Origin of the sequence: Mycobacterium scrofulaceum, assembly GCF_001667885.1 — a bacterium.
Taxonomy (GTDB): Bacteria; Actinomycetota; Actinomycetes; order Mycobacteriales; family Mycobacteriaceae; genus Mycobacterium; species Mycobacterium scrofulaceum_C.
In genome coordinates, this window is the sequence record NZ_LZJW01000091.1 from 19,511 (window position 1) to 42,450 (window position 22,940).

At 65.6% G+C, this 22,940-nt stretch carries 24 protein-coding genes; 3 read left to right on the plus strand and 21 right to left on the minus strand.

Translation table 11 applies throughout. From position 1 onward, the window contains the following. Window positions 1-76: 76 nt before the first annotated feature. Genes A5681_RS14180 through trxA form a run of 3 tightly spaced genes read right to left on the minus strand, consistent with a single transcriptional unit; the run spans window position 77 to window position 2,945 of the window. On the minus strand, window positions 77-1,705 hold the full coding sequence (locus tag A5681_RS14180; protein WP_067275524.1) for an ABC-F family ATP-binding cassette domain-containing protein: 1,629 nt from the start codon (window positions 1,703-1,705) through the stop codon (window positions 77-79). A gap of 21 nt (window positions 1,706-1,726) precedes the next feature. Then, window positions 1,727-2,536, minus strand: coding sequence for an enoyl-CoA hydratase (locus A5681_RS14185; RefSeq protein WP_067275527.1), 810 nt, complete (start codon window positions 2,534-2,536; stop codon window positions 1,727-1,729). Between the two features lie 55 nt (window positions 2,537-2,591). After that, complete coding sequence (trxA, locus tag A5681_RS14190) at window positions 2,592-2,945, minus strand: thioredoxin (protein ID WP_067275529.1); 354 nt, start codon at window positions 2,943-2,945, stop codon at window positions 2,592-2,594. Between the two features lie 197 nt (window positions 2,946-3,142). Between trxA and A5681_RS14195 the strand changes: the two genes are divergently transcribed. Together A5681_RS14195 and A5681_RS14205 are read left to right on the plus strand one after the other, a co-directional pair. Then, on the plus strand, window positions 3,143-4,969 hold the full coding sequence (locus A5681_RS14195) for an acyl-CoA dehydrogenase (RefSeq protein WP_067275533.1): 1,827 nt from the start codon (window positions 3,143-3,145) through the stop codon (window positions 4,967-4,969). A gap of 123 nt (window positions 4,970-5,092) precedes the next feature. Beyond that, a complete protein-coding gene (locus tag A5681_RS14205) occupies window positions 5,093-5,818 on the plus strand; it encodes a DUF5666 domain-containing protein (RefSeq protein WP_231996310.1) in 726 nt (241 codons plus the stop codon). 81 nt (window positions 5,819-5,899) lie between these two features. Here the strand turns inward: A5681_RS14205 and A5681_RS14210 are convergent, their stop codons facing one another. The 18 genes from A5681_RS14210 to A5681_RS14300 all read right to left on the minus strand — a co-directional run bounded on the left by A5681_RS14210 (window position 5,900) and on the right by A5681_RS14300 (window position 19,656). Then, window positions 5,900-6,310: a cupin gene (locus A5681_RS14210; protein WP_067275543.1), complete on the minus strand. Its 411-nt coding sequence runs from the start codon at window positions 6,308-6,310 to the stop codon at window positions 5,900-5,902. 3 nt (window positions 6,311-6,313) lie between these two features. Then, window positions 6,314-7,072, minus strand: a complete 759-nt coding sequence (locus A5681_RS14215) for an SDR family oxidoreductase (RefSeq protein ID WP_067275546.1) — start codon at window positions 7,070-7,072, stop codon at window positions 6,314-6,316. A 242-nt stretch (window positions 7,073-7,314) separates the two neighbouring features. After that, window positions 7,315-7,623 (minus strand): hypothetical protein, encoded by a 309-nt coding sequence (locus tag A5681_RS14220; RefSeq protein WP_067275548.1) that lies wholly within the window; start codon window positions 7,621-7,623, stop codon window positions 7,315-7,317. 38 nt (window positions 7,624-7,661) lie between these two features. Continuing rightward, the gene (locus tag A5681_RS14225; RefSeq protein ID WP_231996311.1) at window positions 7,662-8,225 is read right to left on the minus strand and encodes a cupin domain-containing protein; all 564 of its coding nucleotides are present in this window, start codon (window positions 8,223-8,225) and stop codon (window positions 7,662-7,664) included. A gap of 27 nt (window positions 8,226-8,252) precedes the next feature. Then, window positions 8,253-9,020, minus strand: coding sequence for an SDR family NAD(P)-dependent oxidoreductase (locus A5681_RS14230; protein ID WP_067275551.1), 768 nt, complete (start codon window positions 9,018-9,020; stop codon window positions 8,253-8,255). A 292-nt stretch (window positions 9,021-9,312) separates the two neighbouring features. After that, entirely contained in the window at window positions 9,313-10,230 is a 918-nt protein-coding gene (locus A5681_RS14235; protein ID WP_067275556.1) for an LLM class F420-dependent oxidoreductase, read from the minus strand. Window positions 10,231-10,292: 62 nt separating this feature from the next. Beyond that, window positions 10,293-10,673 carry a nuclear transport factor 2 family protein gene (locus A5681_RS14240; protein WP_067275559.1) on the minus strand — a complete coding sequence of 127 codons (381 nt, stop codon included), beginning with the start codon at window positions 10,671-10,673 and terminating at the stop codon, window positions 10,293-10,295. Between the two features lie 186 nt (window positions 10,674-10,859). Next, window positions 10,860-12,329 (minus strand): MFS transporter, encoded by a 1,470-nt coding sequence (locus A5681_RS14245; RefSeq protein ID WP_156737978.1) that lies wholly within the window; start codon window positions 12,327-12,329, stop codon window positions 10,860-10,862. Window positions 12,330-12,399: 70 nt separating this feature from the next. Then, window positions 12,400-12,603, minus strand: a complete 204-nt coding sequence (locus tag A5681_RS14250) for a hypothetical protein (RefSeq protein WP_067275560.1) — start codon at window positions 12,601-12,603, stop codon at window positions 12,400-12,402. A gap of 66 nt (window positions 12,604-12,669) precedes the next feature. Then, window positions 12,670-13,335: a nitroreductase family protein gene (locus A5681_RS14255; protein ID WP_067275563.1), complete on the minus strand. Its 666-nt coding sequence runs from the start codon at window positions 13,333-13,335 to the stop codon at window positions 12,670-12,672. After that, window positions 13,332-13,718, minus strand: a complete 387-nt coding sequence (locus tag A5681_RS14260) for a Rid family hydrolase (RefSeq protein ID WP_067275565.1) — start codon at window positions 13,716-13,718, stop codon at window positions 13,332-13,334. Before A5681_RS14260 ends, A5681_RS14255 begins: the two co-directional genes overlap by 4 nt. Before the next feature lie 32 nt (window positions 13,719-13,750). Continuing rightward, the gene (locus A5681_RS14265) at window positions 13,751-14,692 is read right to left on the minus strand and encodes an NADP-dependent oxidoreductase (RefSeq protein WP_231996313.1); all 942 of its coding nucleotides are present in this window, start codon (window positions 14,690-14,692) and stop codon (window positions 13,751-13,753) included. A 76-nt stretch (window positions 14,693-14,768) separates the two neighbouring features. Continuing rightward, the gene (locus A5681_RS14270) at window positions 14,769-16,247 is read right to left on the minus strand and encodes a dihydrolipoyl dehydrogenase family protein (protein ID WP_067275567.1); all 1,479 of its coding nucleotides are present in this window, start codon (window positions 16,245-16,247) and stop codon (window positions 14,769-14,771) included. Continuing rightward, entirely contained in the window at window positions 16,237-16,752 is a 516-nt protein-coding gene (locus A5681_RS27735) for a hypothetical protein (RefSeq protein ID WP_082945768.1), read from the minus strand. Before A5681_RS27735 ends, A5681_RS14270 begins: the two co-directional genes overlap by 11 nt. Window positions 16,753-16,808: 56 nt before the next feature. Beyond that, window positions 16,809-17,240, minus strand: a complete 432-nt coding sequence (locus A5681_RS14280; RefSeq protein WP_067275569.1) for a cupin domain-containing protein — start codon at window positions 17,238-17,240, stop codon at window positions 16,809-16,811. A gap of 762 nt (window positions 17,241-18,002) precedes the next feature. Beyond that, window positions 18,003-18,218, minus strand: coding sequence for a hypothetical protein (locus A5681_RS27740; RefSeq protein ID WP_231965198.1), 216 nt, complete (start codon window positions 18,216-18,218; stop codon window positions 18,003-18,005). Window positions 18,219-18,848: 630 nt separating this feature from the next. After that, window positions 18,849-19,160: a protein UsfY gene (usfY, locus tag A5681_RS14295; protein WP_067275576.1), complete on the minus strand. Its 312-nt coding sequence runs from the start codon at window positions 19,158-19,160 to the stop codon at window positions 18,849-18,851. Between the two features lie 115 nt (window positions 19,161-19,275). After that, window positions 19,276-19,656, minus strand: coding sequence for a phage holin family protein (locus A5681_RS14300; RefSeq protein ID WP_067275579.1), 381 nt, complete (start codon window positions 19,654-19,656; stop codon window positions 19,276-19,278). A gap of 457 nt (window positions 19,657-20,113) precedes the next feature. Between A5681_RS14300 and A5681_RS14305 the strand changes: the two genes are divergently transcribed. Then, window positions 20,114-22,912 (plus strand): helix-turn-helix transcriptional regulator, encoded by a 2,799-nt coding sequence (locus A5681_RS14305; RefSeq protein WP_067275583.1) that lies wholly within the window; start codon window positions 20,114-20,116, stop codon window positions 22,910-22,912. The last annotated feature ends 28 nt before the right edge of the window (window positions 22,913-22,940 follow it).

A 22,940-nucleotide genomic window follows, 5' to 3' on the forward strand; every position in this document is an offset into this window, starting at 1 on the left:
GAGCACGAGCGCAAGCACCTAAGAGTAGGAACCCGAAGTCGGCCGCGGGCCGATTTGGACGAAAAGTATCCAGAAGTCAGGCGAGTTCGATGAGGTCCCGGTATTCGTCGGACCAGAAGTCCTCGGTGCCGTCGGGCAGCAGCACAACCCGCTGCGGGTCGAGCGCCTCGGCCGCTCCCGGATCGTGCGTCACCAGCACCACCGCGCCCTGGTAACTGCGCAGCGCGTCCAGCACCTGTTCGCGCGAGGCGGGATCGAGGTTGTTCGTCGGTTCGTCGAGCAGCAGGACGTTCGCCGTCGAAGCCACCAGCCCGGCCAGCGCGAGCCGCGTCTTCTCACCGCCCGACAGCGTGCCCGCCGGTTGGTCGAGTTGAGGTCCGCTGAACATGAACGCGCCCAGCAGTCCGCGCAGGTCCTGCTCGCCCGTGTCGGGCGCGGCGTGCCGGATGTTCTCCCACACGCTGGCGTCGTTGTCGAGCGTGTCGTGCTCCTGGGCGAAATAGCCCATGCGCAAGCCGTGTCCGGGCTCCAGCCCGCCGGTGTCGGGCTCCTCGGTGCCGGCCAGCAGTCGCAGCAGCGTGGTTTTGCCGGCACCGTTCAGCCCCAGGACCACCACCCGCGAACCGCGGTCGATGGCCAGGTCCACGCCCGTGAAGACCTCCAGCGACCCGTATGACTTGCTCAGTCCCTTGGCCACCAGCGGGGTGCGCCCGCACGGGGCGGGGGTAGGGAACTTGATGCGGGCGACCTTGTCGGCGACCCGCTCTTCGTCGAGCGCCGCCATCATCCGGTCGGCGCGGCGCAACATGTTCTGCGCGGCAACGGCTTTCGTGGCCTTGGCGCCCAGCTTCGCGGCCTGCGTGCGCAGCGCGGTGGCCTTGCGTTCGGCGTTGGCGCGCTCACGGCGGCGCCGCTGCTCGTCGGTGGCCCGGGCGTCCAGGTACTTCTGCCAGCCCATGTTGTAGACGTCGACCTCGCCGCGCACGGCGTCCAGAAACCACACCCGGTTGACGACATCGGCGAGCAACTCGACGTTGTGGCTGATGATCACCAGCCCGCCGGTGTGGGCGCGCAGGAAATCGCGCAGCCAGCCAACCGAATCCGCGTCCAGGTGGTTGGTGGGCTCGTCGAGCAGCAGCGTGGTCGACGAACCGGCACCGGTGTCGGACGCGGCGAACAGGATCCGCGCCAACTCGACTCGGCGGCGTTGCCCTCCGGACAGCGTGCGCAGCTGCTGCGTCAGCACCCGGTCGGGCAAGCCGAGGCTGGCGCAGATGCGGCTGGCCTCGCTCTCGGCGCCGTAGCCGCCCAACGCGACGAACCGCTCCTCCAGCTGCCCGTAGCGGCGAATGGCGCGGTCCCGGGCATCGTCGTCGGCGACCTCGGCCATCAATGCCTGCTGCTTCTCCAGGTCGGTGAGCAGAACGTCCAGGCCGCGCGCGGACAACACCCGGTCGCGGGCCAGCACGTCGAGGTCGCCCTCCTTGGGATCCTGTGGCAGGTAACCGATTTCGCCGGCGCGCACCACCGACCCGGCGTACGGTTCGGTCTCCCCGGCCAGGATGCGCAGGGTGGTCGTCTTGCCGGCGCCGTTGCGACCGACCAGCCCGATGCGGTCGCCGGGCTGCACGCGCAGGTCCGGCCCGTCGGGTGAGAGCAGGATGCGCGCACCAGCGCGGACCTCGAGGTCCGTGGCCGTGATCACATCTACTCCCTTATGTCGTGGCTACTTGTCGTCGGTGAAAACCGCGGGGCGTCGCTCCGCGCGCGCGGCAACCGCTTCTTCGAAGTTGGCGGTGAGCAGACGGACGAACAGCTGACCCAAGCCTTCGGCTTGCATGTGCCCCTCCAGGCTACCGGCGTCCAGTCCACTCCACAGTGTGCGCTTGGTCAATTCGATTCCCGGCCGCGAGAACGCCGCTATCCGGGCGGCGATCGCGTAGCAGGTGTCCAGCAGCTGCTCGTCGGGCACCTGACACGACACCAGCCCGATTCGCTCGGCCTCCTCGGCGGTGACGTCGCGGCCGGTCAACATGATCTCGAACGCCCGCGACGATCCGATCGCCCTGGGCAGCAGGTAGGAGAGCCCCAGCTCGCTGGCGGTCAGGCCGTTGTTGATGCCGGCCGCGCGAAAATACGCGCCGGTCGCGGCGACCCGGATGTCGGCCGCCAGCGCCAAACACAATCCCCCGCCGATGGCCGGGCCGTTGACCGCGGCGATGACAGGCTGATGCAGGCGGCGCAGCCCCAGGATGACCTCATCGAGGACCTCCATGGAGCGCAGCGCGTAGGTGGGGCGGGTCAAGCCCTCGACGTGGGGCACCGAGCCCGCGGACTTGTGGTCCGCCCCCGAGGAGAATCCCCGCCCCGCCCCGGTCAGCACGACCACGCGCACGGAATTGTCGTACCTGACCTTCTCCAGGGCCTCTTTCAAAGGCACCATGACGTCGAACGCCATGGAGTTCATTCGCTCGGGCCGATTGAGGGTAATCAGCGCGACGCCGGGCCGCGGGTGTTCTACCAGTACCAGACTCACCCAAGCAACCTAGCGCGTAGCTGGGTCCAGCCCCGCGTGCGCCGCGATGTAGGGGCTATTCGCCCTGGCCGGCCTGGGCCGCGTCGACGTCGAACGCCTTGATTTGCTGAACGAGGTCCTCCAGCGCCGCCGGCGGCAGCGCCCCGGCCTGGTTGAACAGCAGTTTGCCCTTCTTGAAGGCCATCAGCGTCGGGATGGACCGGATCTGGGCGGCGGCGGCCAGCTGCTGCTCGGCCTCGGTGTCGACCTTGGCGTGGACGATGTCGGGGTGCTTCTCCGCGGAGGCCTGGAAAGTGGGCCCGAACTGGCGGCACGGCCCGCACCAGGACGCCCAGAAATCGACGAGCACGATGTCGTTGCCCTCGATGGTTTCGTTGAACTTCTCAGCGGTGAGATCGAGTGTTGTCACATTTGCCGTAACGCCGGGGCCCGACCTGGTGTTCCCGGGCGAGGAAGCCGGCCTCGGGCCGCCCTCGCTTTTTCCCCACCGCAACGCCCGCGTAACCCGCCGGCGGCCGCCCGTAGGTTACGGTTGCGTACGTTTTCCCACGTCGGAGACACTAAGCGGACGATCCGCCGCGTCAAGGGACCAGTGAGGGAATCGCGTTGGGCCACTACATCGCTAACGTCCGTGATCTCGAGTTCAACCTGTTCGAAGTGCTCGACGTGGGCGCCGTGCTGGGCACCGGACGCTACAGCGACCTCGATGCGGAAACCGTGCGGACGATCCTCGACGAAGCCGCCCGCCTGGCCGAGGGCCCGGTGGCCGAGTCCTTCGCCTTCGCCGATCGCAACCCGCCCGTCTTCGACCCGGCCACCCACACGATCAGCGTGGCGCCCGAACTGGCCAAAACGGTGCAGGCGATCAAAGAGGCCGGCTGGTGGCGGCTGATGCTGGACGAAGAGATCGGCGGCATGGCCGCGCCGCCCCCGCTGGCGTGGGGCGTCAACGAGATGATCATCTGCGCCAACCCATCCGCGAACTTCTTCAGCCTCGGCCCGTTGATGGCCCAGGCCCTGTACGTCGAGGGCAACGACGAGCAGCGGCGCTGGGCGGCCGAGGGCGTGGAGCGGGGCTGGGCGGCCACCATGGTCCTCACCGAACCCGACGCGGGCTCCGACGTCGGGGCCGGCCGCGCCAAGGCGATCGCGCAACCGGACGGCACGTGGCACATCGAGGGCGTCAAGCGGTTCATCTCGGGCGGCGACGTGGGCAACACGGCCGACAACATCTTCCACCTCGTGCTCGCCCGCCCGGAGGGCGCCGGACCGGGCACCAAGGGACTGAGCCTGTTCTACGTGCCCGAGTACCTTTTCGATCCCGAAACGTTCGAACTCGGGCCCCGCAACGGGGTTTTCGTCACCGGGCTGGAGCACAAGATGGGGATCAAGTCCTCCCCCACGTGCGAATTGACTTTCGGCGCAACGGATCTGCCCGCCGTCGGCTACCTCGTCGGTGACGTGCACAACGGGATCGCGCAGATGTTCACCGTGATCGAGCACGCGCGCATGACGATCGGCGTCAAGGCCGCCGGCACGTTGTCCACCGGCTACCTGAACGCGCTGGCGTTCGCCAAAGAGCGGGTACAGGGCGCCGACCTCACGCAGATGTCCGACAAGACGGCACCGCGGGTCACGATCATCCACCACCCGGACGTGCGCCGCAGCCTGATGACGCAGAAGGCCTACGCCGAGGGTCTGCGGGCCTTGTATATGTATGCCGCCGCGCACCAGGATGACGCTGTGGCGCAGCACGTTTCGGGCGCCGACCACGAGATGGCACATCGAGTGGACGACCTGCTGCTGCCGATCGTGAAAGGCGTCAGCTCGGAGCGGGCGTACGAGATCCTGACCGAGTCCCTGCAGACGTTGGGCGGTTCGGGCTTCCTGCAGGACTATCCGCTGGAGCAGTACATCCGGGATTCCAAGATCGATTCGCTCTACGAGGGCACCACGGCCATCCAGGCGCTCGACTTCTTCTTCCGCAAGATCGTTCGGGACCGCGGCCAGGCCCTGCAGTTCGTGACCGCTCAGATCACCGCGACCATCGACTCGTGCGACGACGCGCTCAAACCGCAGGCCGAGCTGCTGCAGACCGCGCTCGACGAGGTGACGGCGATGACGGGCGCCCTGACCGGGTACCTGATGTCCGCCGCGCAACATCCCACCGAGATCTACAAAGTCGGGCTCGGATCGGTGCGGTACCTGCTCGCGGTCGGCGACCTGCTCATCGGCTGGCGACTGTTGGTGCAGGCCGGGATCGCGCACGCCGCGCTGGCGGGCGCGGACGGGAACGACGCCGCGTTTTATCGGGGCAAGGTGGCGACGTCGGCCTTTTTCGCCAAGAACATGCTGCCTAAGCTCACGTCGCTGCGCAAAGTCATCGAGTCCATCGACGGCGAAATCATGCGCATCCCCGAGCAAGCGTTCTGACCGCGGCGCGGATTACGCACAGGTTAGCCACAGCTCCAACTGGTAATACCCATTCCGTTGGGTCCCATCACGATTGGAGATACGTTGATGTCTGCCAGCTGTCCAGCGCCTCGGCTCACCCGTTTGGCGGTTGCCGCTGCCGCCGCGCTGTCGGTCGCCGCGTGCAGTTCGTCCAACCAATCGAGCCCGCCGACCTCGACGTCGACGTCCACCTCGGTGGTGACGTCCACGACCACATCGCCGGCCCCGGCGAGCGGTGAGGCGCGGGTCAGCGGTCTGATCGCGTCGGTGGCGGGCAACTCCATTCAGGTCACGAAGGAGGACAACTCGACCGCTGCGGTGAACTTCACCTCCACCACCAAGGTCACCGAAACCGTCCCGGCCGCGCTGACCGACGTCACCGCGGGCAGCTGTGTCACCGTGCGGCCCACCCAGGAAGCTCAGCCCGGGCAGCCGGTCACCGCGGCGGCGGTGAAGATCAGCCCCTCCGTCAACGGCGCGTGCCCGGCCAAGCCGGCGGGGCAGGGTTCGGCCCCGAGCTCGACCACCCCGCCGCCCCCGGGCTCGCCGGCGCCGGCCCCGAAGCCCGCCCCGGTCCGTGGCTCGGTGGCCTCCGTGTCGGGCAACACCATCAACGTCGGCGGCACCGACCCCAGCGGCAACACCACGCAGACCGCGGTGACGGTCGACGACAAGACCAAGTACAGCAAGCAGACGACCGCCACCACCGACGCGATCACACAGGGCAAGTGCCTATGGGCGCGCGGGACGATGGACAACGGCACCCTGCAGGCGACCAGCATCAACGTGCGGCAGGCCACCGACGGCAGGTGCGGCAAGCCCAAGTAGGTCCGGCCAGGGCGGCTGAGCTAACCGCTCCTACCAGGCGGGCGCGGTGCCGCCACCGCGCCCGCCTGGGCCTGCGAGCAATCAGCCCGTCACACGCAGGTGTTTTCGCGCCGTGAGCTCGCCGTCGGTCACCCATTCGCGCATCGGTTTCCCGGGCGCGCACAGCAGGGTGAGGACATAGCTACAAGGGATATCGGTGCGGTTGTTGGCGTCCCGATAGTGGATCACGTCGCCGCCGCGCCCCCAAAAAGCCTCTCCAGCACGGAGCACGCGTGGCGCTTCACCCTCGAGCTCGAACAACATCTCACCGCCGATCATGTAACCGAATCCGGGGCCCCCGGGAAGGCGGTGCGGCGGGTACCCAGAGGCGCCCGGCGGATGGGTGATGAGAACGGTCACGACATGGGCATCGTCGGGAATGGACGGTAATCGCACTTCCTGAAGCACCTGGACGGTTGACTCGGGTGCGGACTCGGACGTTTCCAACGACATTCGTCATCCCGTCCTGGCGGGGCGTGCTTCGATCCAGTCGGAGTATCGAGTCGTGAAGATCGTCGCGTTCTCGTCGGGCGCGAGGCTGTGATCGTCGATCACCGCACCGAAATACGGAGCCTGGGGATCGGTCACGACCCGGCGTCGATCGCCGTTGGCGGCGAGGCCCGCGCGAACGAAGTCGTCCATGCCCATTGCTTCGGGTCCCGCGATCTCCACGACGCCGTTGATGGGAGGTCCGATCGCCGCGCGAGCCACGGCGGTGGCGACATCGTCGGCGGCGATGGGGCGGAACGATGCGGGTGGCAATCTCACAATCTCCCCGTCTGTCGCGGAATCGGCCAAGCCAATCGCGAACTCGTAGAACGGCGTCGCGCGCACAATCGAGTACGGCCGGCCCGAATCCTTGATCAGCTCCTCCTGAGCCGCTTTGGCGGTGTTGTAGCCGCTGTCTGGCATGCTCTGCGATCCGACGACGGACAACGCGACATGGTGTTTGACTCCCGCTTCCCGCTCGGCAGAAAGAAGGTTCTTGGTCGCGGTCGTGAAGAAGTGCATCACAGGCTCGTCGTCGAAAATTGGTGAATCAGCAACGTCGACAAGGACATCCGCGCCGGTGACGGCGACTGCTAGGCCTTCGCCGGTGAGCGAGTCGACACCGGATCGGCGTGAAGCGGCGATCACGTCGTGTCCCTGCGCGCCAAGCTTGGCCACCACTTTCGAGCCAATGAGGCCACGCCCGCCGATGACTACGATCTTCATGATGAACCTTTCAGCGTTGTAGTCTGGCCGGTGATCGAGCCCCGCCGGGACGATCGGAGACGCTTGCCGGCATCGGGGACGTGGGTCCTGCGATCGACGTTCCACCGGATGACGTTCGCTCGCCGAGGCGCCCTGCAAGCAGACCGGCCATCCGTCTCGGTCCATTCAGCCTGTGGCCGAACGGGGTGATCTGTCATCACCCCGGCCACCTCTTCACCCGGGTGAGGACCCCGTGTGCCCCGTCACTCAGCGTCCGCATCGAACTCTTCGCGCGCCACCCTGTAGAACGACATGCCGTCGTTTGGGCTGCCACTGATCTGACCGTGGTGCCGCCCGGCGCGCAGCGGAAGGCCGTCCGGGTAGCCAAGTTCCGGCTCCTCAGCGGCCAGACGCTCGTCCAGCGTCAGGTGCTCGTCGGCCGAGATCCAGCGCAACGGCGCATCGACCACGATGTCGCCATCGTCATTGCGTACTTCGTCGGAGTCCAACGACTCGCTGGGCCCTAATGTGCCATCGGGCCGGGTGTCGTCGTAGTCGCCGTCGCTGATCATATTCCTCGCCTCCACGCGGGTCTCAGCCCGAGCGCGCCCTACGCACGCGATTTGCGAACCCGCCGCGTCCTCAAAAGAGGTTCACCTGGGAATTCCAAGTCGAAGCGTTTGCAGAGTTCGGCGACGCTGTCGACATCCATCTCGAGTTCGTAGCGCGCACAGAGCTCATCCAGGACGTCGGGCGATATCGTCGCGATACCGCCGAGATCAGCAAGCTCGTCGAAAAACTGCTCGAATCCCGCGGGGGAAATGATCTCGAGGATGCGGGCCGGCTCGTCGCCCGCGTTCCAGAAGGTGTGCCATTGACCTCGCGGCTTGAAGATGAAGTCGCCGGGCCCGCCATCGAGCACCTCATCGCCGAGCAAGGCGCCCACGCGCCCCTCGATGATCCAGCTGTATTCATCTTCGTTGTGATGGCGATGAAGGGGTGCGGCCAGCGCCCGGGGTGACATGGGATGCTCGAGGACGGAGAAGCGACCGTCAGCCCCAAATCTATCCAGGATGTGGCGCACACCGACGGTCCCATTGAAGACGGACTTGCCTTCGGTGCGCCCGACAGACTTGGCCGGCGGCCCGCCGCGCCTGAAGATGTTTATTGTCACTGCAATCTCTCCTTTGAGGCTTTCTGTCTAATTGCGGCCGGCCATGACGCCGCCATCGACATTGAGAATCGCGCCGGTGACCCAGCTGGCCTGATCCGACAGCAGATATGTCACGGCATTGGCCACGTCGGCTGGTGTGCCGACTCGCCCCAAGGGGTGAAAGGGCGCGAAAGAGTCGAGCGTCGAATCGATCTCGTCCTTGGGCACCCAGCGCTCGAGTGCCGGGGTTTTGACGGCGGCCGGTGCCACGGCGTTCACCCGAATCTTGTGCCCGGCAAGCTCGATGGCCAGGTTATGGGTCAGCGCATGGAGGCCGGCTTTTTGCATGGAGTGCCCGCACGACGGGGTCACACCGATCGCCTGATGCGCCCACATGCTGCCGATGTTGACAATGGCCCCGCCCTCACCGCGGGCGATCATGCCCGCGACAACGGTCTGGGTCAGGAAGAACAGGGCGTAATTGAGGTCCATGTACGAGTCGTAGTCCTGCGCTTCGTACTCGAGAAACGGCTTGGGGATGAAGAATCCGGCCGCGTTGACCAACAGTGTCGCCTGGCCGTGCTCCTCAGAAAGCGTCCGCTGCACATCGGCGACCGCGTTGCGATCCGTCAGCTCGGCGGAGATACCCCAAGCATGGCCACGCCGGCTCAGCTCGGCGACGGTTTCGTCGACGCGGTTCTTCGACAGACCCACGATCACCGCGCTCCCGCCATGATCGACGATGTCGATCGCAACCTGCCGACCCATGCCGGCACTGCCGCCGATGACAACAACCTTCTTGCCCTCAAAATGCATGTGCGCCTTCCTGGTTCTCGTTGCGGCTGTGCTGGACCGCTTCGTGGTGACGTCGGCTGTAACGCGTTCCACCGGACTGGTCGTACCGAGACTGCTGTCGAGCGAGGTGAGCTGTCATCACCCCCACCACCTGTTCACCCGGGTGAGACTGCGCGACGCTAAGGGCGAATCATGCTTTGGAAAGCTCCGGCTGGCTGAAACTTTCTGTGCACGAGTTTGTTTCGTTTCCCGGCCTGGGTTGATCATTGCGGCTCCGGAGACACTCGCCAGAGATTTCGCCGCCGCTGGTCGGTCACAACGAGGCCGCGACAGCCCATAGCTCTTCGGCCACCGGAGCGTCCGCCCAGCCCAGTCCGCTCAGCACCACATCGGTCGCACCCGCATCCAGATAACTCCGAAGCTGACGCCTGAGTGTTTTCGCTGAACCCACCACTGCGAGGTCTGCCGCATCGCGAACACCTTCGCGGGCGATCACCTTCCGATAAGACGGAATGGTCTCGTAGAAGCTTAATTGCTGGGCCGCGAAATTCCTTGCTGAATTGACGCTGTCGGACACCAGTGTTGGCACCTGCGCGATGATCCTGGGTTTCGGCCGTCCAGCGGCGGCGGCTGACTTCGCGATGGCCGGTTCGATGAACTCTGCGATTGTCCGCGGACCGGCGAGATATGTCAGAGTGCCGTCGGCCAGCTCGCCGGCGACCCGCAACGCCTTCGGGCCCATCGCTGCCACATACACCGGAATGGGCGTGCCCCCGGCGACCCGCACCGGCCATCCAGGATGCGCGCTGATCTCGTTGCCGCTGAAGTCCACCGCGCCGGTGTCGAAGATGGACTTCAGCACCGTCAGGTGCTCACGAAGGCGTGTGATCGTGTTGGGCCACGACGTCCGGAAGGCCTGTCGCTCCGGCTCGTGCGCACCCAACCCGAGACCAAGACTAAAGGCGCCGTGCGATGCGGCCTGCGCCGTCTGCGCCAGCGACGCGACGATCAGTGGATGACGCGGGTTGATCGGCACCACCGCCGTACCGACCCCGAGCCCCGGTACGGCCGCACCCACCAACGCGGCGAGGGCGATCGCATCAAGATCGAATTGCTGGCCCAGCCAGACCTGCCGGACGCCGAGCGAACGCGCACGGCCGGCCTGCGCCACCACGTCATCGACGACGTTGATTGCTTGAGGATTGGGGAACAACACGATTCCGGTCGGCATGGTGGATCCAATCGCAGGCTGAACTGACCTCTTCGATCTGTTCGGATCGATCCCGGGTGGTGTTAAGCGCCCGGGGCGATCGCGCAGGCCGCGACACAGACCCAGGTGCCATCACGCTTTTGATATGTGTCCGTGTACAGAGCTTCCTGCTCCGCGCCATCGGCGAGCATGGTGTAGGTGGCGCGCGCGTGGATCAGAGCGACGTCACTGAGGATGCGGATGTTGACGTCGTGGACAGCGAGATCCTTGAAGGGACGCGGCTCAGCGATGTATTCGAGGAACTCTTCGCGGTTTCGGGTTACGCCCGGCGTCTGCACGATGAAGTCTTCAGCAAGGAACTCGCGGAAGCGCCGGACGTCGTTGAACTGGTCGGAGTGGACGTAGTCGTTGTTGAGCTGCGCGAGGATCGCCAAATCTTCGGCCGGTTGCTCGGCATGGTGCATCTTCTGTTCCCTCTCCGTGCGGTGTCAGCTCGACGGCGGCGTCGTCGAGACGGGCTTGGTCCCAAATTGCATCCTTGGAGCGCCTTGAGGAGCTGTCATCACCCGAAACGTGCATTCACCCGGGTGAACAGACCTGCCATCAAGACGAATTCGCGCCCAGACGTCTGGCGACCGAGCGGTGCACGGTTAGCGCGGAGACGATGGATCGGTTGCGGCCGAAGCGCTGCTGGCCAGGGCCGGTTGCACACCGGGCCGGTCGCGGCACAGTGCGGCAATCGCGCCCGGCACGGGCTGGCATCCGTCGGGCGGATTGGTGATCAACACGGCGGCGCACAACGCGCCGATGGTGAATAGCGCTGCGCTCACCTGAAACACGTGGGCGAATCCGGTGGCGCTCGCCGCGCCAACGCTGATCAGCCCCATGGACCCAATCGACATCAGCGCGCCCAGCCGCGAGACGGCGTTGTTGATCGCCGACGCCAGACCGCTGTGCTCTGACGGCACCGATGCCAGCGTCAGCGATGTCAGTGGCGTGACAGTCGCAACCAGCCCGATGGCCAGCACGGTTATTCCCGGAATTACGTCGGTGATCGCATGGAAATCCTGGGCTTTCGGACGGATCAGCAGCAGCCCGATGCCCGCCAAGGCGGGCCCGCCGATCAGGAATGTGCGCGGGCCCACCCGTGCGGCAATCCGGCCGACATGGCGGGCGAACACCAACGACAGCGCCGGAATCGGCAGGGTGGTCAATCCGGCCGCGGTTGCTGAGTAGCCGCCGATTTCTTGGGTGTAGAGGGCGATGGCCAGCGAAGCCAGCGTCAACCCGGCATAGATGAATGCGGTGACGAGATTGGCGGCGCCGAAATTACGAAAGGTGAACAGCGGCAACGGAACCATCGGATTCCTGCTGCGGCGCTGCCAGCTTACGAAGGCTGCCAGCGCGGCCACCCCAATCACCAGCGGCGCGATGACCCGCGGTTCGGTCCAGCCGTCGTGTTGCGATCCGATCAACGCATACACGGTCCCGGCCAGCCCGACCGCCGATAGGCCCACCCCCGCGACATCGACGCGTGCGCCTGCGACCCGTCGAGACATCGGGCACAGCCAGAATGTCAGCGTAAACCCGGCCGCGATGGGGATCGCCGACAACACGAAAATCCAGCGCCAGCCAAGCAAATCGACGCACAATCCACCCAGCAGGGGGCCCAACGCGAAGGCGGTTCCGGTCCACCCGGTCCAGACGCCGATCGCAGCGGACTGGTGCGCCTTATCGAACACCGTATTGATCAGCGCCAGTGAGCCCGGCACGAGGAACGCCGCACCCAGGCCCTGGATTACGCGCCCGGCGATAAGCATCCCCGGTGAATTGGCAACCGCCGCCAGAACCGAGCCCGCCCCGAAAGTCATCAGCCCAAACCGCATTACCGGAACGCGTCCGAACAGATCCGAGATGGACCCGGCGGGAAGAATCACGGTCGCCATCGCCAGCAGGTAGCCCTCGATGACCCATTGCTGCAGCGCTAGGCCGCCGCCGAGGTCACGCTCGGTGGCAGGCAACGCCAGGTTGATGACGGTGGAGTCGAGGAACGCGACCATTGACACCATCACCGCGACCGCCATCGCGCGGCTGGTCGGCGCCGCGTCGCGCAAGCTCACCGCCGGGGCCGTCCCGCGGGTGACGATGGCGGTGCGCCAGATCCCTTGCTTGCGAGGGTCATCGGCGGTTTCAGAGCGCCTTTCTCAGACTCTTCAGCTGCGCCAACGCATCGATGTCGCTCCTGGTGATCCCCTTGTGCCGGTTGGTTTGCGCGCTGTGGTCGTCGACGGGGATGGTCGCCTCGACCTCGTTGGCGCCGACGTCACCGGAACCGACGGATCGCTTGGAGCTTTGGGGGTTGCCGGGGCTTCGACCGCCGCAGTCGCCTTCCATATTGTCCTCCTTGGAATTTCGCTTCCGAACGGGCGATAGTCCCGCGGCTTGGTTCGGGTGCTGTGCTCACCACCGGTCGAAATGCAGCACATCGTCTAGCGGTATCCGTTTGGCGCGCCGGAATGTGGTGCCGGTGTAGTACGCGGTGGGAACAGTCGTCGCGTGGTAGACGTTGGCGGGTAGTCCGAGAATCGCCCGCATGTCACCGTCGGCCATGATGGTCACCCCGGTCCACGTCGTTCCCAAGCCCCGGGACCGCGCGGCGAGCATGTAGCTCCACGTGGCGGGCATGATCGAACTCCAATACTGGTTGGCGTTTTCGGCCGTCAGCACGCCGTCACCGTCGATGACCTCGACGCACGGGATCATCAAAACAGGGACCTCGCCGATGTGCTCGGCGAGATACGCCGCGCTGTCGGACACCTTGCGCTGCTCGCGGTTGCGCACGGGGTCGTCCTTGAATCGATCGGCGACCGCGAAAGGCGAAGCGACGATCAGCTCCCATGTGCGCCGATACACGTCGGCGATCGCGCGTCGCTGTCTTTCGTCGGTGACGACGATGAAACTCCAGTTCTGCACGTTGGCCGACGTCGGTGCCTGCACCGCGATCTCCAGGCATTCCCGGATCAGCCCGATGGGCACGGGTTTGGTCAGATCGAGGCGTCTGCGCACCGAGCGGGTCGTGGTCAGCAACTCGTCGATCGACAACTCGACGACGGGGTAATCGGTCATGCCGGCAGGATGGCGGTGACTTCGACTTCCACGCGGATGTTGGGCCACACCAGCCCGTCGATGATGCTGAACATGGCGGCGGGTTGGTGGCGGATGATCTCCTTGCTCACCGCCAGGTAGGCGGACGCATACGCACGGCTGGTGACCCATTGGCGCATGTAGACGATGTCGGTGAGCTTGGCGCCGGCCTTGCCGAGCGCGTTTTCCACATTGATCCAGCACTGCCGGGCCTCGTCGGTGAAGTCCTCGGGCAGTGTGCCGTCTTCACGCACCCCTGGTGTTCCGGAAACGAAGATCTGTGTCCCGCCGGATACCGCGATGGCGTCGGCGTAGTGTCCGATGTGTGCCGCCACTCCGGTTAGGATCGGGGTAATACTTGTCATCTCGAGACTCCTTGTTGTTGTGCGATTTTCGGTTAGCTTCCGGGGTTGTCTGTCGTGAGGACGACTCCGCTGGGCTCGTGGCCCGCCACAACATGCGCCAAGGCGGCGGCGGCCTGATCCAGGCCGCAAGACCGCGGGGTGGGCATGGTCAACCTGCCCGACGCGAGAAGCGCGGTGAGGCGGTCGAGTTGGGGCCCATCCGAGCGGACGTAAACCGCCGTCACGCCGATCCCGCGGGTCGATGCGGGTAGGTCGGGGGTGATGGTCGCCAGCCGGCCGCCGCCGGCAAGCGCGGTCATCGCCGCAGCAGCACCGCCGGGGGCGGCGTTGGCGACGGCGTCGATCGAGTCCTTCGCCAACGCCTTCGCGTGCTGTGGCCACAGCGGATCGCGATAATCGAGCACTTCGCGGGCGCCATGCCGGCGGACGCGGTTGGCGCTGCTCGGGCCGGCGGTGGCGAGCACGTCGACCCCGCGCATGGCCGCCAGCTGGACGATGAGGCCGCCGGTGATTCCGCCCGCGCCATGAACGAGCAACGTTTCTCCGCGGTGCAGGCCCAATGCCTCGCCGACCACCTGGTCAGCGGTCAACGCCGGCACCGGAAAGATCGCTGCGGTCCCCCACGGAATCTCGCGCGGTTTGCGGGCGAGCGAGCCCACCGGCGCGATCAGAAGCGGTGCCCAAGTGCCTTGATCGCGCAGCGGCACGGGGTGACACAGCACTGCATCGCCCACGCTGAATCCGTTCTGGCGATTGTCACCGACGGCCTCGATGACGCCGGCGGCCTCGACGCCGAGCGCCAGCGGGGGAGGCCTGCCGACGTCCCAACCGCCGTAGCGAACGATGTTGTCCCAGTTCCCAACCCCGGCGCCACGGGTTGCGATCAGAACCTCGTCGGACGCCAAAGGTCGCGGGTCGGCCACTTCGAACGTCTCCACATTGCCGCCGGGGGTGCGGACCCCCGCTACCAGCATGGTCACGGTCAGACGACCGGCCAGTTGTAGGTCATCGTGGTTCCTCTCGAACACCGAGATTGACGGGTTGATGCGCCTAAGCGGTTTTCTGCGCTTTCTGCGCCGCGGTGCTCAGCAACGCCGAAAGTTCCGACTCTTCCGCGAGTAGCGGATCCCAAACCTGATTGACCGTCGGATGCGGCGCGACCGCATGGCGCAGGAGAGTGACCGGGATTTTCGCGACGACGGCCAGCGTGGCCGCTTGAACCAGTTCGGAGAATTGTGGGCCGACAAATGTCGCTCCGAGCAGTGTGTTGGTCTCGTCGTTGATGACCAGTTTCGCCCAGCCTTGAAAGCCATCACGGTATAAGGCGAGGAATGACACGGCGCCGGGGTAGCGGGCCGTTCGCGTCCGTACCGCGAACCCTTCTGCCCGGGCTTGACCTTCGGTGCGGCCCACCCAGGCGACCTGAGGGTCAGTGTGGATAACCTGCGCCAGGCTGCCGGCATCACGGGCGGCCAATTCGTTGTCGGCCAGCTCCCGTCCCGCGGCCCGCGCGACGATGATTTCGGCCACGAGACGTCCGTGGTAGGTGGAGATGTGAGACAACCGCGCACGCCCAGTGGTATCTCCGAGAGCGTATAGCCAGTCGCCCGTGACACCGACCGCCTGGAGATGGTCGTTGACGCAAACGCCTTCGCCGCCCGTCAGGCCGATGGTTTCCAGTCCGATGCCGTCGGTGTTGTTGCGTCGTCCGGCGGCCAGGACGACCTCGTCTATCTCGATGGTGCGGCCGTTGAAAGTCGCGGTGACGGGTCCGCCCGCCACGGGTCGGGCCACCGCCGACAACTGTGTCTCCAAATGAATGTTGACGCCACTGCTGCGCAGTGACTGCGCGACCAGATCGCGAGCTTCGGGTTCGCAGTTGCACAGCAGCGTGTCCTCGCGCACCACAAGCGTTACCGATGACCCCAACCCGCTCAGGATGGTCGCGAACTCGACGGCGACGGGGCCGCCACCCACCACCAGAGCGCGTGGTGGCACCCGTGTCATGGTCGTCAACTCCCGATTGGTCCACGCACGCACTTGCGCCAGACCAGGTATCCCCGGCACGTAGGGACGCGTGCCAGTGGCCAGCACGACCGCGTGGCGTGCAGTCAAGACGACTTCGGTGGTATCTCCGAGGGCGTAGGCCACGCGCACCGTTCGTTCGCCGCTCAACCGGCCGAACCCGTGAAACACTGCTACACCAGCTTGCTGCAATGATGCCGTCCGCTCTTGGTCCGAGAGGTGCTCGATGAGTTCGTCTCGTTTCGCGAAGACGGCCGTAAGATCTAATTTCGTTCCCGAGAAAGCTTCTCGCACACCAGGAACCGACTTCGCGAGGTTGAACACCTCGATTGGGCGAAGTAGGGTTTTGCTCGGGTTGCAGCCCCAGTAATGACACTCGCCGCCGACGAGGCGATCCTCGACGAGGGCTACCGAAAGTCCAACCGAAGCCAGCTTCCGCACGGCGGCCACACCGCCCACCCCGCCGCCTATGACGATCACGTCAAATTGCTTACTAGCCTTCATCTCGCCTCATTTCCGAAGATGGGTACGTCCGGTCGCGTTTCGCTGATTCGCCCGTCTGACGGAGGTGGCTCGCGTCGGGGCACGCACTCCCAAACCGGCTCAACGTGCCGAGGACCGCGTAAGCCGCTGCGGCGCTGGCCGCGGAGAAGACACTGTAGCTAAGCGGCGCTTCCACGCCGAGCGATGCAGCCATCGCGATGCCAAATATTGTGAGTACCAGGGAAGTCGCTGCACCGACAAGCTTCGGTCGCCACCCGGTCAGGAGCAAGAGTCCCAGCGTCGCCTCGGTTACGGTGGCAGCCCACACAATGACGGTCAGTAAACGACCAGAAGCAAACGGAACAAGTTGGTGGGTGTAGTCGGCGAAGGGGCCCATGCTCCCCCAGCTACCCTGCCCGAACGGCTTCCACCAACCGAATCGATCGGCTACGGCCGACAGGAAGGCCGTTGCCAGCGAAAAGCGTAGCGCGATTCGGACAATGCGAATCGGATCATGTATGGGCATGATTGGCCAAGAGCGGATCATTCCAAACGGTTTCATGGCGGTTCGCCCCGGCAAGCTCATTCTGCGTTGTCGTCGGTCGTGAGCGGTCCGTCTCCGGTGTCTAACAGGAAAACTGCTAGCAATTCGGCGGGTTCGGTGGCACTGGCGTTTTCACTGATGGTGTGGTGCGCGCCGGGAGCTTCACGCCACGTCTCACCGGCGTGATAGACGCGAGCAGGCTCGCCCTCGACTTGGCTGCGGATCGCCCCGGAGATGACGTAGGCCATGATGAACGCCGATTTCGCGTGGTGGTGCGCTCCGCTTTTGGCTCCGGGCGGGTAGCTGACGGTCACTGCTTGCAGTGATTTGCCCGGGACATTGGTAGGTTGGTTGAAAACTGTTCGGACAACCGGTTTTTGATCCAAGTTCTCCGGATCCGGCTCGGCCTGGGCCCCGGGTGCGAGCGTCATAGCGATTGTCAGCGCGGCAAGTGCTGCTTTCAGAAACATCTTGGCTGCCTCCCTTTTTCGTCTTTCGCTACACGCAAGATCGTGTTGCCAGTGACGCGCTTGCCGGTACGGGTTTGGTTGTCGGGGAAGCCCCGGGCTCGGGCTGTACGCTGACGAGCTCAAGGCCGAGATCACGGACCCGGTCGAGAAGCCCGTAAAGCTGTGATTGGTCGCGGATTTCACCTGTGAACATGCTTTCGTGCACACCGGACTGGAGGCGCATCCCTTCTAAAGCGGACCCGAGGCGCTCCGTCAGGCGGCCTCGAATGCAGATTCGATACATCGTCGACTGCACTTAGCCTCCGCTCGTCAGCTCCTGACTAAGGCTTCACTGACGGGGGGTGAGTCGTCATCACCCGGCGGGCCGATTCACCCGGGTGAGCGCGGAGACGCCATGGCCGGCGTCTGTGAACGGCTGCCAACGGCCGGACCTGAAGCACGGGCCGGAGCCGATTCCTGGCGCGCCCGGCACTCAGCGAATCTGGTCGTGCACGTTGTTGTGTGTGCCCCGGCATGACGGGCCATGCCTGTCGGCGCCACTCCTGAGCCGCTAGCCACGGTGCAGCCAGCCGGCCGTGCGTCCTCGCGCCACCGCTCGGCGGCGCCGGCTGTCGGCGAGGGCTATCAACCTCGCCGTGGCCACGGCTCCCGCGCAGCCCGCGGCGGTGACACCGAAATCGATTGGCTGACCGTCGATCAACGTGAGAACGGCGTAGTCACCGGAGACCACAGCAACGAACAGGAAAGCGTTGCGTAGGCGATTCACAACGCCAGCCACTCCGCCCCGATCGGACGCACAGCGAGGATGCTGCGCAGGTATCCAGTGGGACGTCCGCAGGTCGCACACACCGGGCTGGCGCCTCGTCGGGAAGCCATCTCTCGTTTGTCGTCCACGTAGGTCGCCATCGCCCATCGGACCATCTCCAAGCAGACCTCACACAGCACCTCAACGAGGTCGCCGTCCGTGTTTAGCCCCACCTGGTCACATCCGTCGACAGCATGTATCTCGGCGACCGCTACTGCGGGCGCGCCGCATGTTTCGCCGCTCGACAGCCCCTGGGCAGTACAAATGGGCCGCAACGTGTTCAGCTGCTGCTCGATTCCGAGGGCGGCGTCCACCGCGTCATCTCCGCTCCGGTGCGCCCACCGTCGGGCAAGGGCGGCGGCGTCCCAGATTCGTTGCAGCAGCCGCGATGACCGGCCGGTACCCGGGCCGTATTCGGCAGGTGATCGTTGGGATGGGCGGCGCTTCATCTGGTCTTCTCCAATTCGTGGCTATGGAGTTCCGCGCGATCACGCAGCAGCGCGTCCCGTCATCGCGACCCGCTGCTCGCTGATGCGGCCCTTGGGGTCGGCATTTGGCCGATTCCACGTACGTCCGCTCGCGATCTGTCATGCGAGCATTTATCGACCCGGGACGAGTGGTCATCACCCGGTCGGCTCATTCACCCGGGCGATTTGATGAGTGCTGCTCGTGTCACGAGCGCACGCGAACTTCTTGACCCAAGACAGGGACGAGCTATTTGTGTTGTTGCGCAACATGACACAATGACGGCGGGATAGGACGCCCCTGCCCGTCAATGTCGCCGGGATGCTCGCAAGTGGTGATCAGCGTATGGGCGGAGGTCTACGACTCCCTGTGTGCGCAGCGTCCCACCGCGCATCGATGCGCGTGACGCGACGAAGCTCTATGGTGAGCCACAGCGTCGCGGCGACGGTGGCGAGAACGGCGACGAGCACCGAGGTGCAGAGCCATTCGTAGCGCCCATAGGCGGCTTCTGCTGCCGAGCTGATCAGCCCGCACGTGGCCACGGCCAGCAGAACCAAACCCGGCCAGAAGAAGTTGTCCTTCACGGCGATACCCGCGTGGGGTTGCGTGGTGCGGCAGTGATCCGTCGGATCATCATGCGTGTCTCCCATTAGCACTCCCCTTCGTCGTCTCGCCGGTGACCAACAATCCATCCATGGCGGACCCGCACGAAATGCCCGACCTCTATGCGGACCACCGGGGCGTGCGACCGCTTGGATGCGCGATTCAGGTCGAGCCTGCCCCGGCCCGGTTGCGCAGCTCGGGCAGCGTAATCGCCCCAATGGTGGTCACGAGCCACACCACCGCCGTCGTCGCCAGCCAGGATGGCGCGCCATCGATGGTGAGCCCGTGCGTCAATTGCGAAGCGAGGGTCAACGCGACGATCGTCAATGCCAAGCCCGCGCCTCCAAGCAGCAATGACGCGTACTCGCGTGACATCTGCATGATCGAAAAGGACAGGCTTGCTTGCATTATGGTGAACGCCAGCACTCCGACGACATATCCCGGTATCGAGACCACGACTCCGGGAACAATCCACGCCGCAACCAGTAGTCCGATCCCCCACGATGTCAGGAGCACGCTGGCGAACCGCAGGATTTGCCTCATGCCGAGGTGTAGGTCGCCGAGCCGGGTCCGCCGCCCAATCCGATGTTGTTGCCGGCTGACTCAGCGCACATCGCTTAGTCCTTTCCCGAATCACCTACTGCTGGGGCGTGCTGCGTGTCTGGCATTCGCCCGGCCATTGGGGCGTAGGTCCTGCCGGAGTCAAGCTTGGGCGCCCTGCGGGTGAGCTGTCTTCACCCCGCGGCGTCAATCACCCGGGTGAGGAAATGACTAGGCTCCCCGAACGCGCACGCTGGGCAAATCGCCATTCGCGGTGCGGATTCGCGTGGGTGTCGGCGTCGCTGAGCGCACAGCATCGAGGGTGGGCACGTACGGCCCGATCGGTGTCCCGGCTACTCGCATACACTAACTACCAGCGCTAGCGGTTGCGAGAATCTGTGGACGACACGACTGAGAGGCCTACAGCCCGCCTACTGCACGTCGGGGGGCGCCGGTTCGCGTGAACATCGCAAGGCCATCGGGGAAGCTCCGCATACCGCCGATTCGGGGGCGGGCGGACGAGCTGAAGGAGATCGCCGAGCTGATCGCCGCGGTCACTCAGGGGCGCGGCGGCGTGCTAGTGATCGAGGGGCCGCCTGGCATCGGGAAGAGCCGATTGTTGACCGAGGTTTTGGCGTTGGCCGAAAAGGCCGGTGTTCGGACGCTGTTCGGCGAGGCTTTCGAGTACCAGCAGGCGGTGCCATTTTTCTCACTGTTCATGGCGACCCTGCGTGCGGATCCTCCTGTCGGTGATGCGGAGGCGTTGCGCCGCCTGGGAACGTCGGCCGATCTCAGCTACTGGGTGGTGCGCGACCTGCAGGCCGCCATATACGCCGCCGCGTCCCGAACACCGTTGGCGATAGTTCTCGAGGACGTCCACTGGGCCGATAACGCGACCTTGCTGGCGTTGCGGTCGCTGGCCGCTACGCGGCCCGATGCCCCGGTGCTGTGGGTGCTTACCGCCCGGACCGGCGCCGGCGGGCCGGCGGTGCAAGAAACGCTGTCGGTGCTGCAACGCGCGAATGCCACATTTTTGCGATTGGGGGCCATGACGCCGGACTCGGTCGCCGAAATGGTCTGCGACGCGGTACGGGCGCCGGCGGATGAGTCTTTATTGAATCTAGCTGCCAAGGCGCACGGAAATCCGTTCCTGGTCAGCGAGCTTGTGCATGGCCTGGCCGAGGAAGATCGACTGGACGCAACCGGGGGGCGAGTCATGGCCACCGGAAATGAGCTGCCGCGACGGTTGGGCGTGGGTATGCAGCAGCGACTCGACCTGCTCTCCGACAGTGCTTCGGAGGTGGTGCGGGTCGCCGGAGTGCTGCCGGACCGCTTTTCGGCAGGCCTGCTGGCCGCGATGCTGGACCGTCAGCCGGTCTCATTGCTCTCGGCGCTGGAGGAGGCGGTCCGCGCGGATCTATTCGTCGAAGACGGTGAGCAGCTGAGGTTTAGGCACGACTTGTTGCGCGAGGCCACTCGCCAGTCATTGCCGCAATCGCTGCGGCGGGCGATGGAACGCCAGTCGGCGTCGGTCATGCTGAGTATCGGCGCGGCCCCAATCGAGGTGGCCACCCAGCTGGCACGCAGCGCCGAACCCGGAGATCGAGAGGCGATCGAGGCATTACGGCAAGCCGCGCAATCGGTTGGCCGCAGCGACGCGAGCGCGGCCGCGGACTTGACCAAGCGCGCGCTGGAGCTGTTGCCGGCCGAAGATGCTGAGCGTGGATCCCTGGTCGCCGAAACGGTGGAGTGGCTCAACCGGGCCGGCCGCCATGGCGAGGCCGAAGAAATGGCCGTCGTGGCGCTCTCGGAGGCGGTCTCGCCCGAAGTTGAGGCCGAGATCCGCCTCCGGCTCCCGGCGCACACCAAACACAGCACCCAACGGCGGGCGGAGGAAAATCGCAGAGCGCTCGAGTTGGGCGACATCAGCGAGCTCACCCGTACACGGCATCTGGCGTGGCTGGCCTACAACCTTGTGCTGCAGGACAAGAGAGGGCAACAGCGCGCCGCAGCCGACGAGGCTGCCGCCGCCGCGACGGCCACCGGTGATCTCGAGGCCACAATCATGGCCGAGGTCACCCTCGCTTTGCTCGACATTGGCGAAGGGCACAGGGTCCGCGCTCTAGGCCGCCTCGAACAGCTTCATTCTCTCGGCTACACGAATGATGCGGCCTTGGCGCATCACTATGCGGCGATGTACTACGCCATCCTGCTGGCAGTGTTCGGGCGGTTGGACGACGCGGCGGGCCGGATTGCCGACGGCATTGGGCAGGCCCGCCGAGAAGGCAACGCGATGGTCCTCAATATGTGGACTGTCATTGGTGCGATCGTTCACCTCGCTGCGGGCCGGCTGTCGGCCGCACGCGATGCGGCTGAGTCCCTGCCGCCCCCACAGCCGACGGGCGTGAGCGAGCCGGACCTGCTCCGCATCGTGGTGATGGCCTCGGTGGGTGTGCACACGGATGACCGAAACGTGTTGCAGCAGATGGCCAATGACGCACAAATAGCTTACTTCACCGGCTCACCTGCGATCCGTCGAGGAGCGGCGTATGTGCTCGCACTGGCGGCCTGGCAGCGCGACGACGTCCATGAAGCGGTGCGCTGGCTCGGCGGCGACATCGCCCTGCTCGGAACACCACTACAGGTCTATGCCTTCGATCGGCTGATCTTGAGTGCGCGGGTGGCCTCGGCCGCCGGCGACGCCGGCTTGCGCGCACGGGTCCTGCAGGCCACCGAGGTGCTGGAGTGCGAGCAGCCCACGGTCCAGCTGTTTTCAGGGGTTGCCGGATATGCCCGCGGCATACTAGGGCGTGACGCCACAGCATTGGTGGCTGCCGCGGAGTTGCTTCACTCGTCGGCGCGGCCGCTTCTTTACGCCGGCGCTGCCGAGGATGCCGGCGCCGAGCTGAGTCGCGCAGAGCGCGACCTTGAGGCCATCGACCACCTGAACGCGGCTTTCGACACTTACGTCGCGTGCGAAGCGGTTGCCGATGCCCGCCGGGTCGGCCGGATGTTGCGCCGACTAGGGGTGGAGCGCCGCATCGTCACGCACCCGAGGGCGGCAACGGGCTGGGACAGCCTCACCGATTCCGAACTCAGGGTCATCAACCTCATCGCACAGGGCGCGACCAACCGCTCAGTCGCGCAGCAATTGCATCTCTCCCCGCACACCGTGAAGACACACGTGCACAATGCCTTTGCCAAGCTCGGGATCACTTCCCGAGCCCAACTGAGCCAGCGCATGCGCAGCGCCGATTGATCGACAGCAAATCTCGTTGATGCCGTGC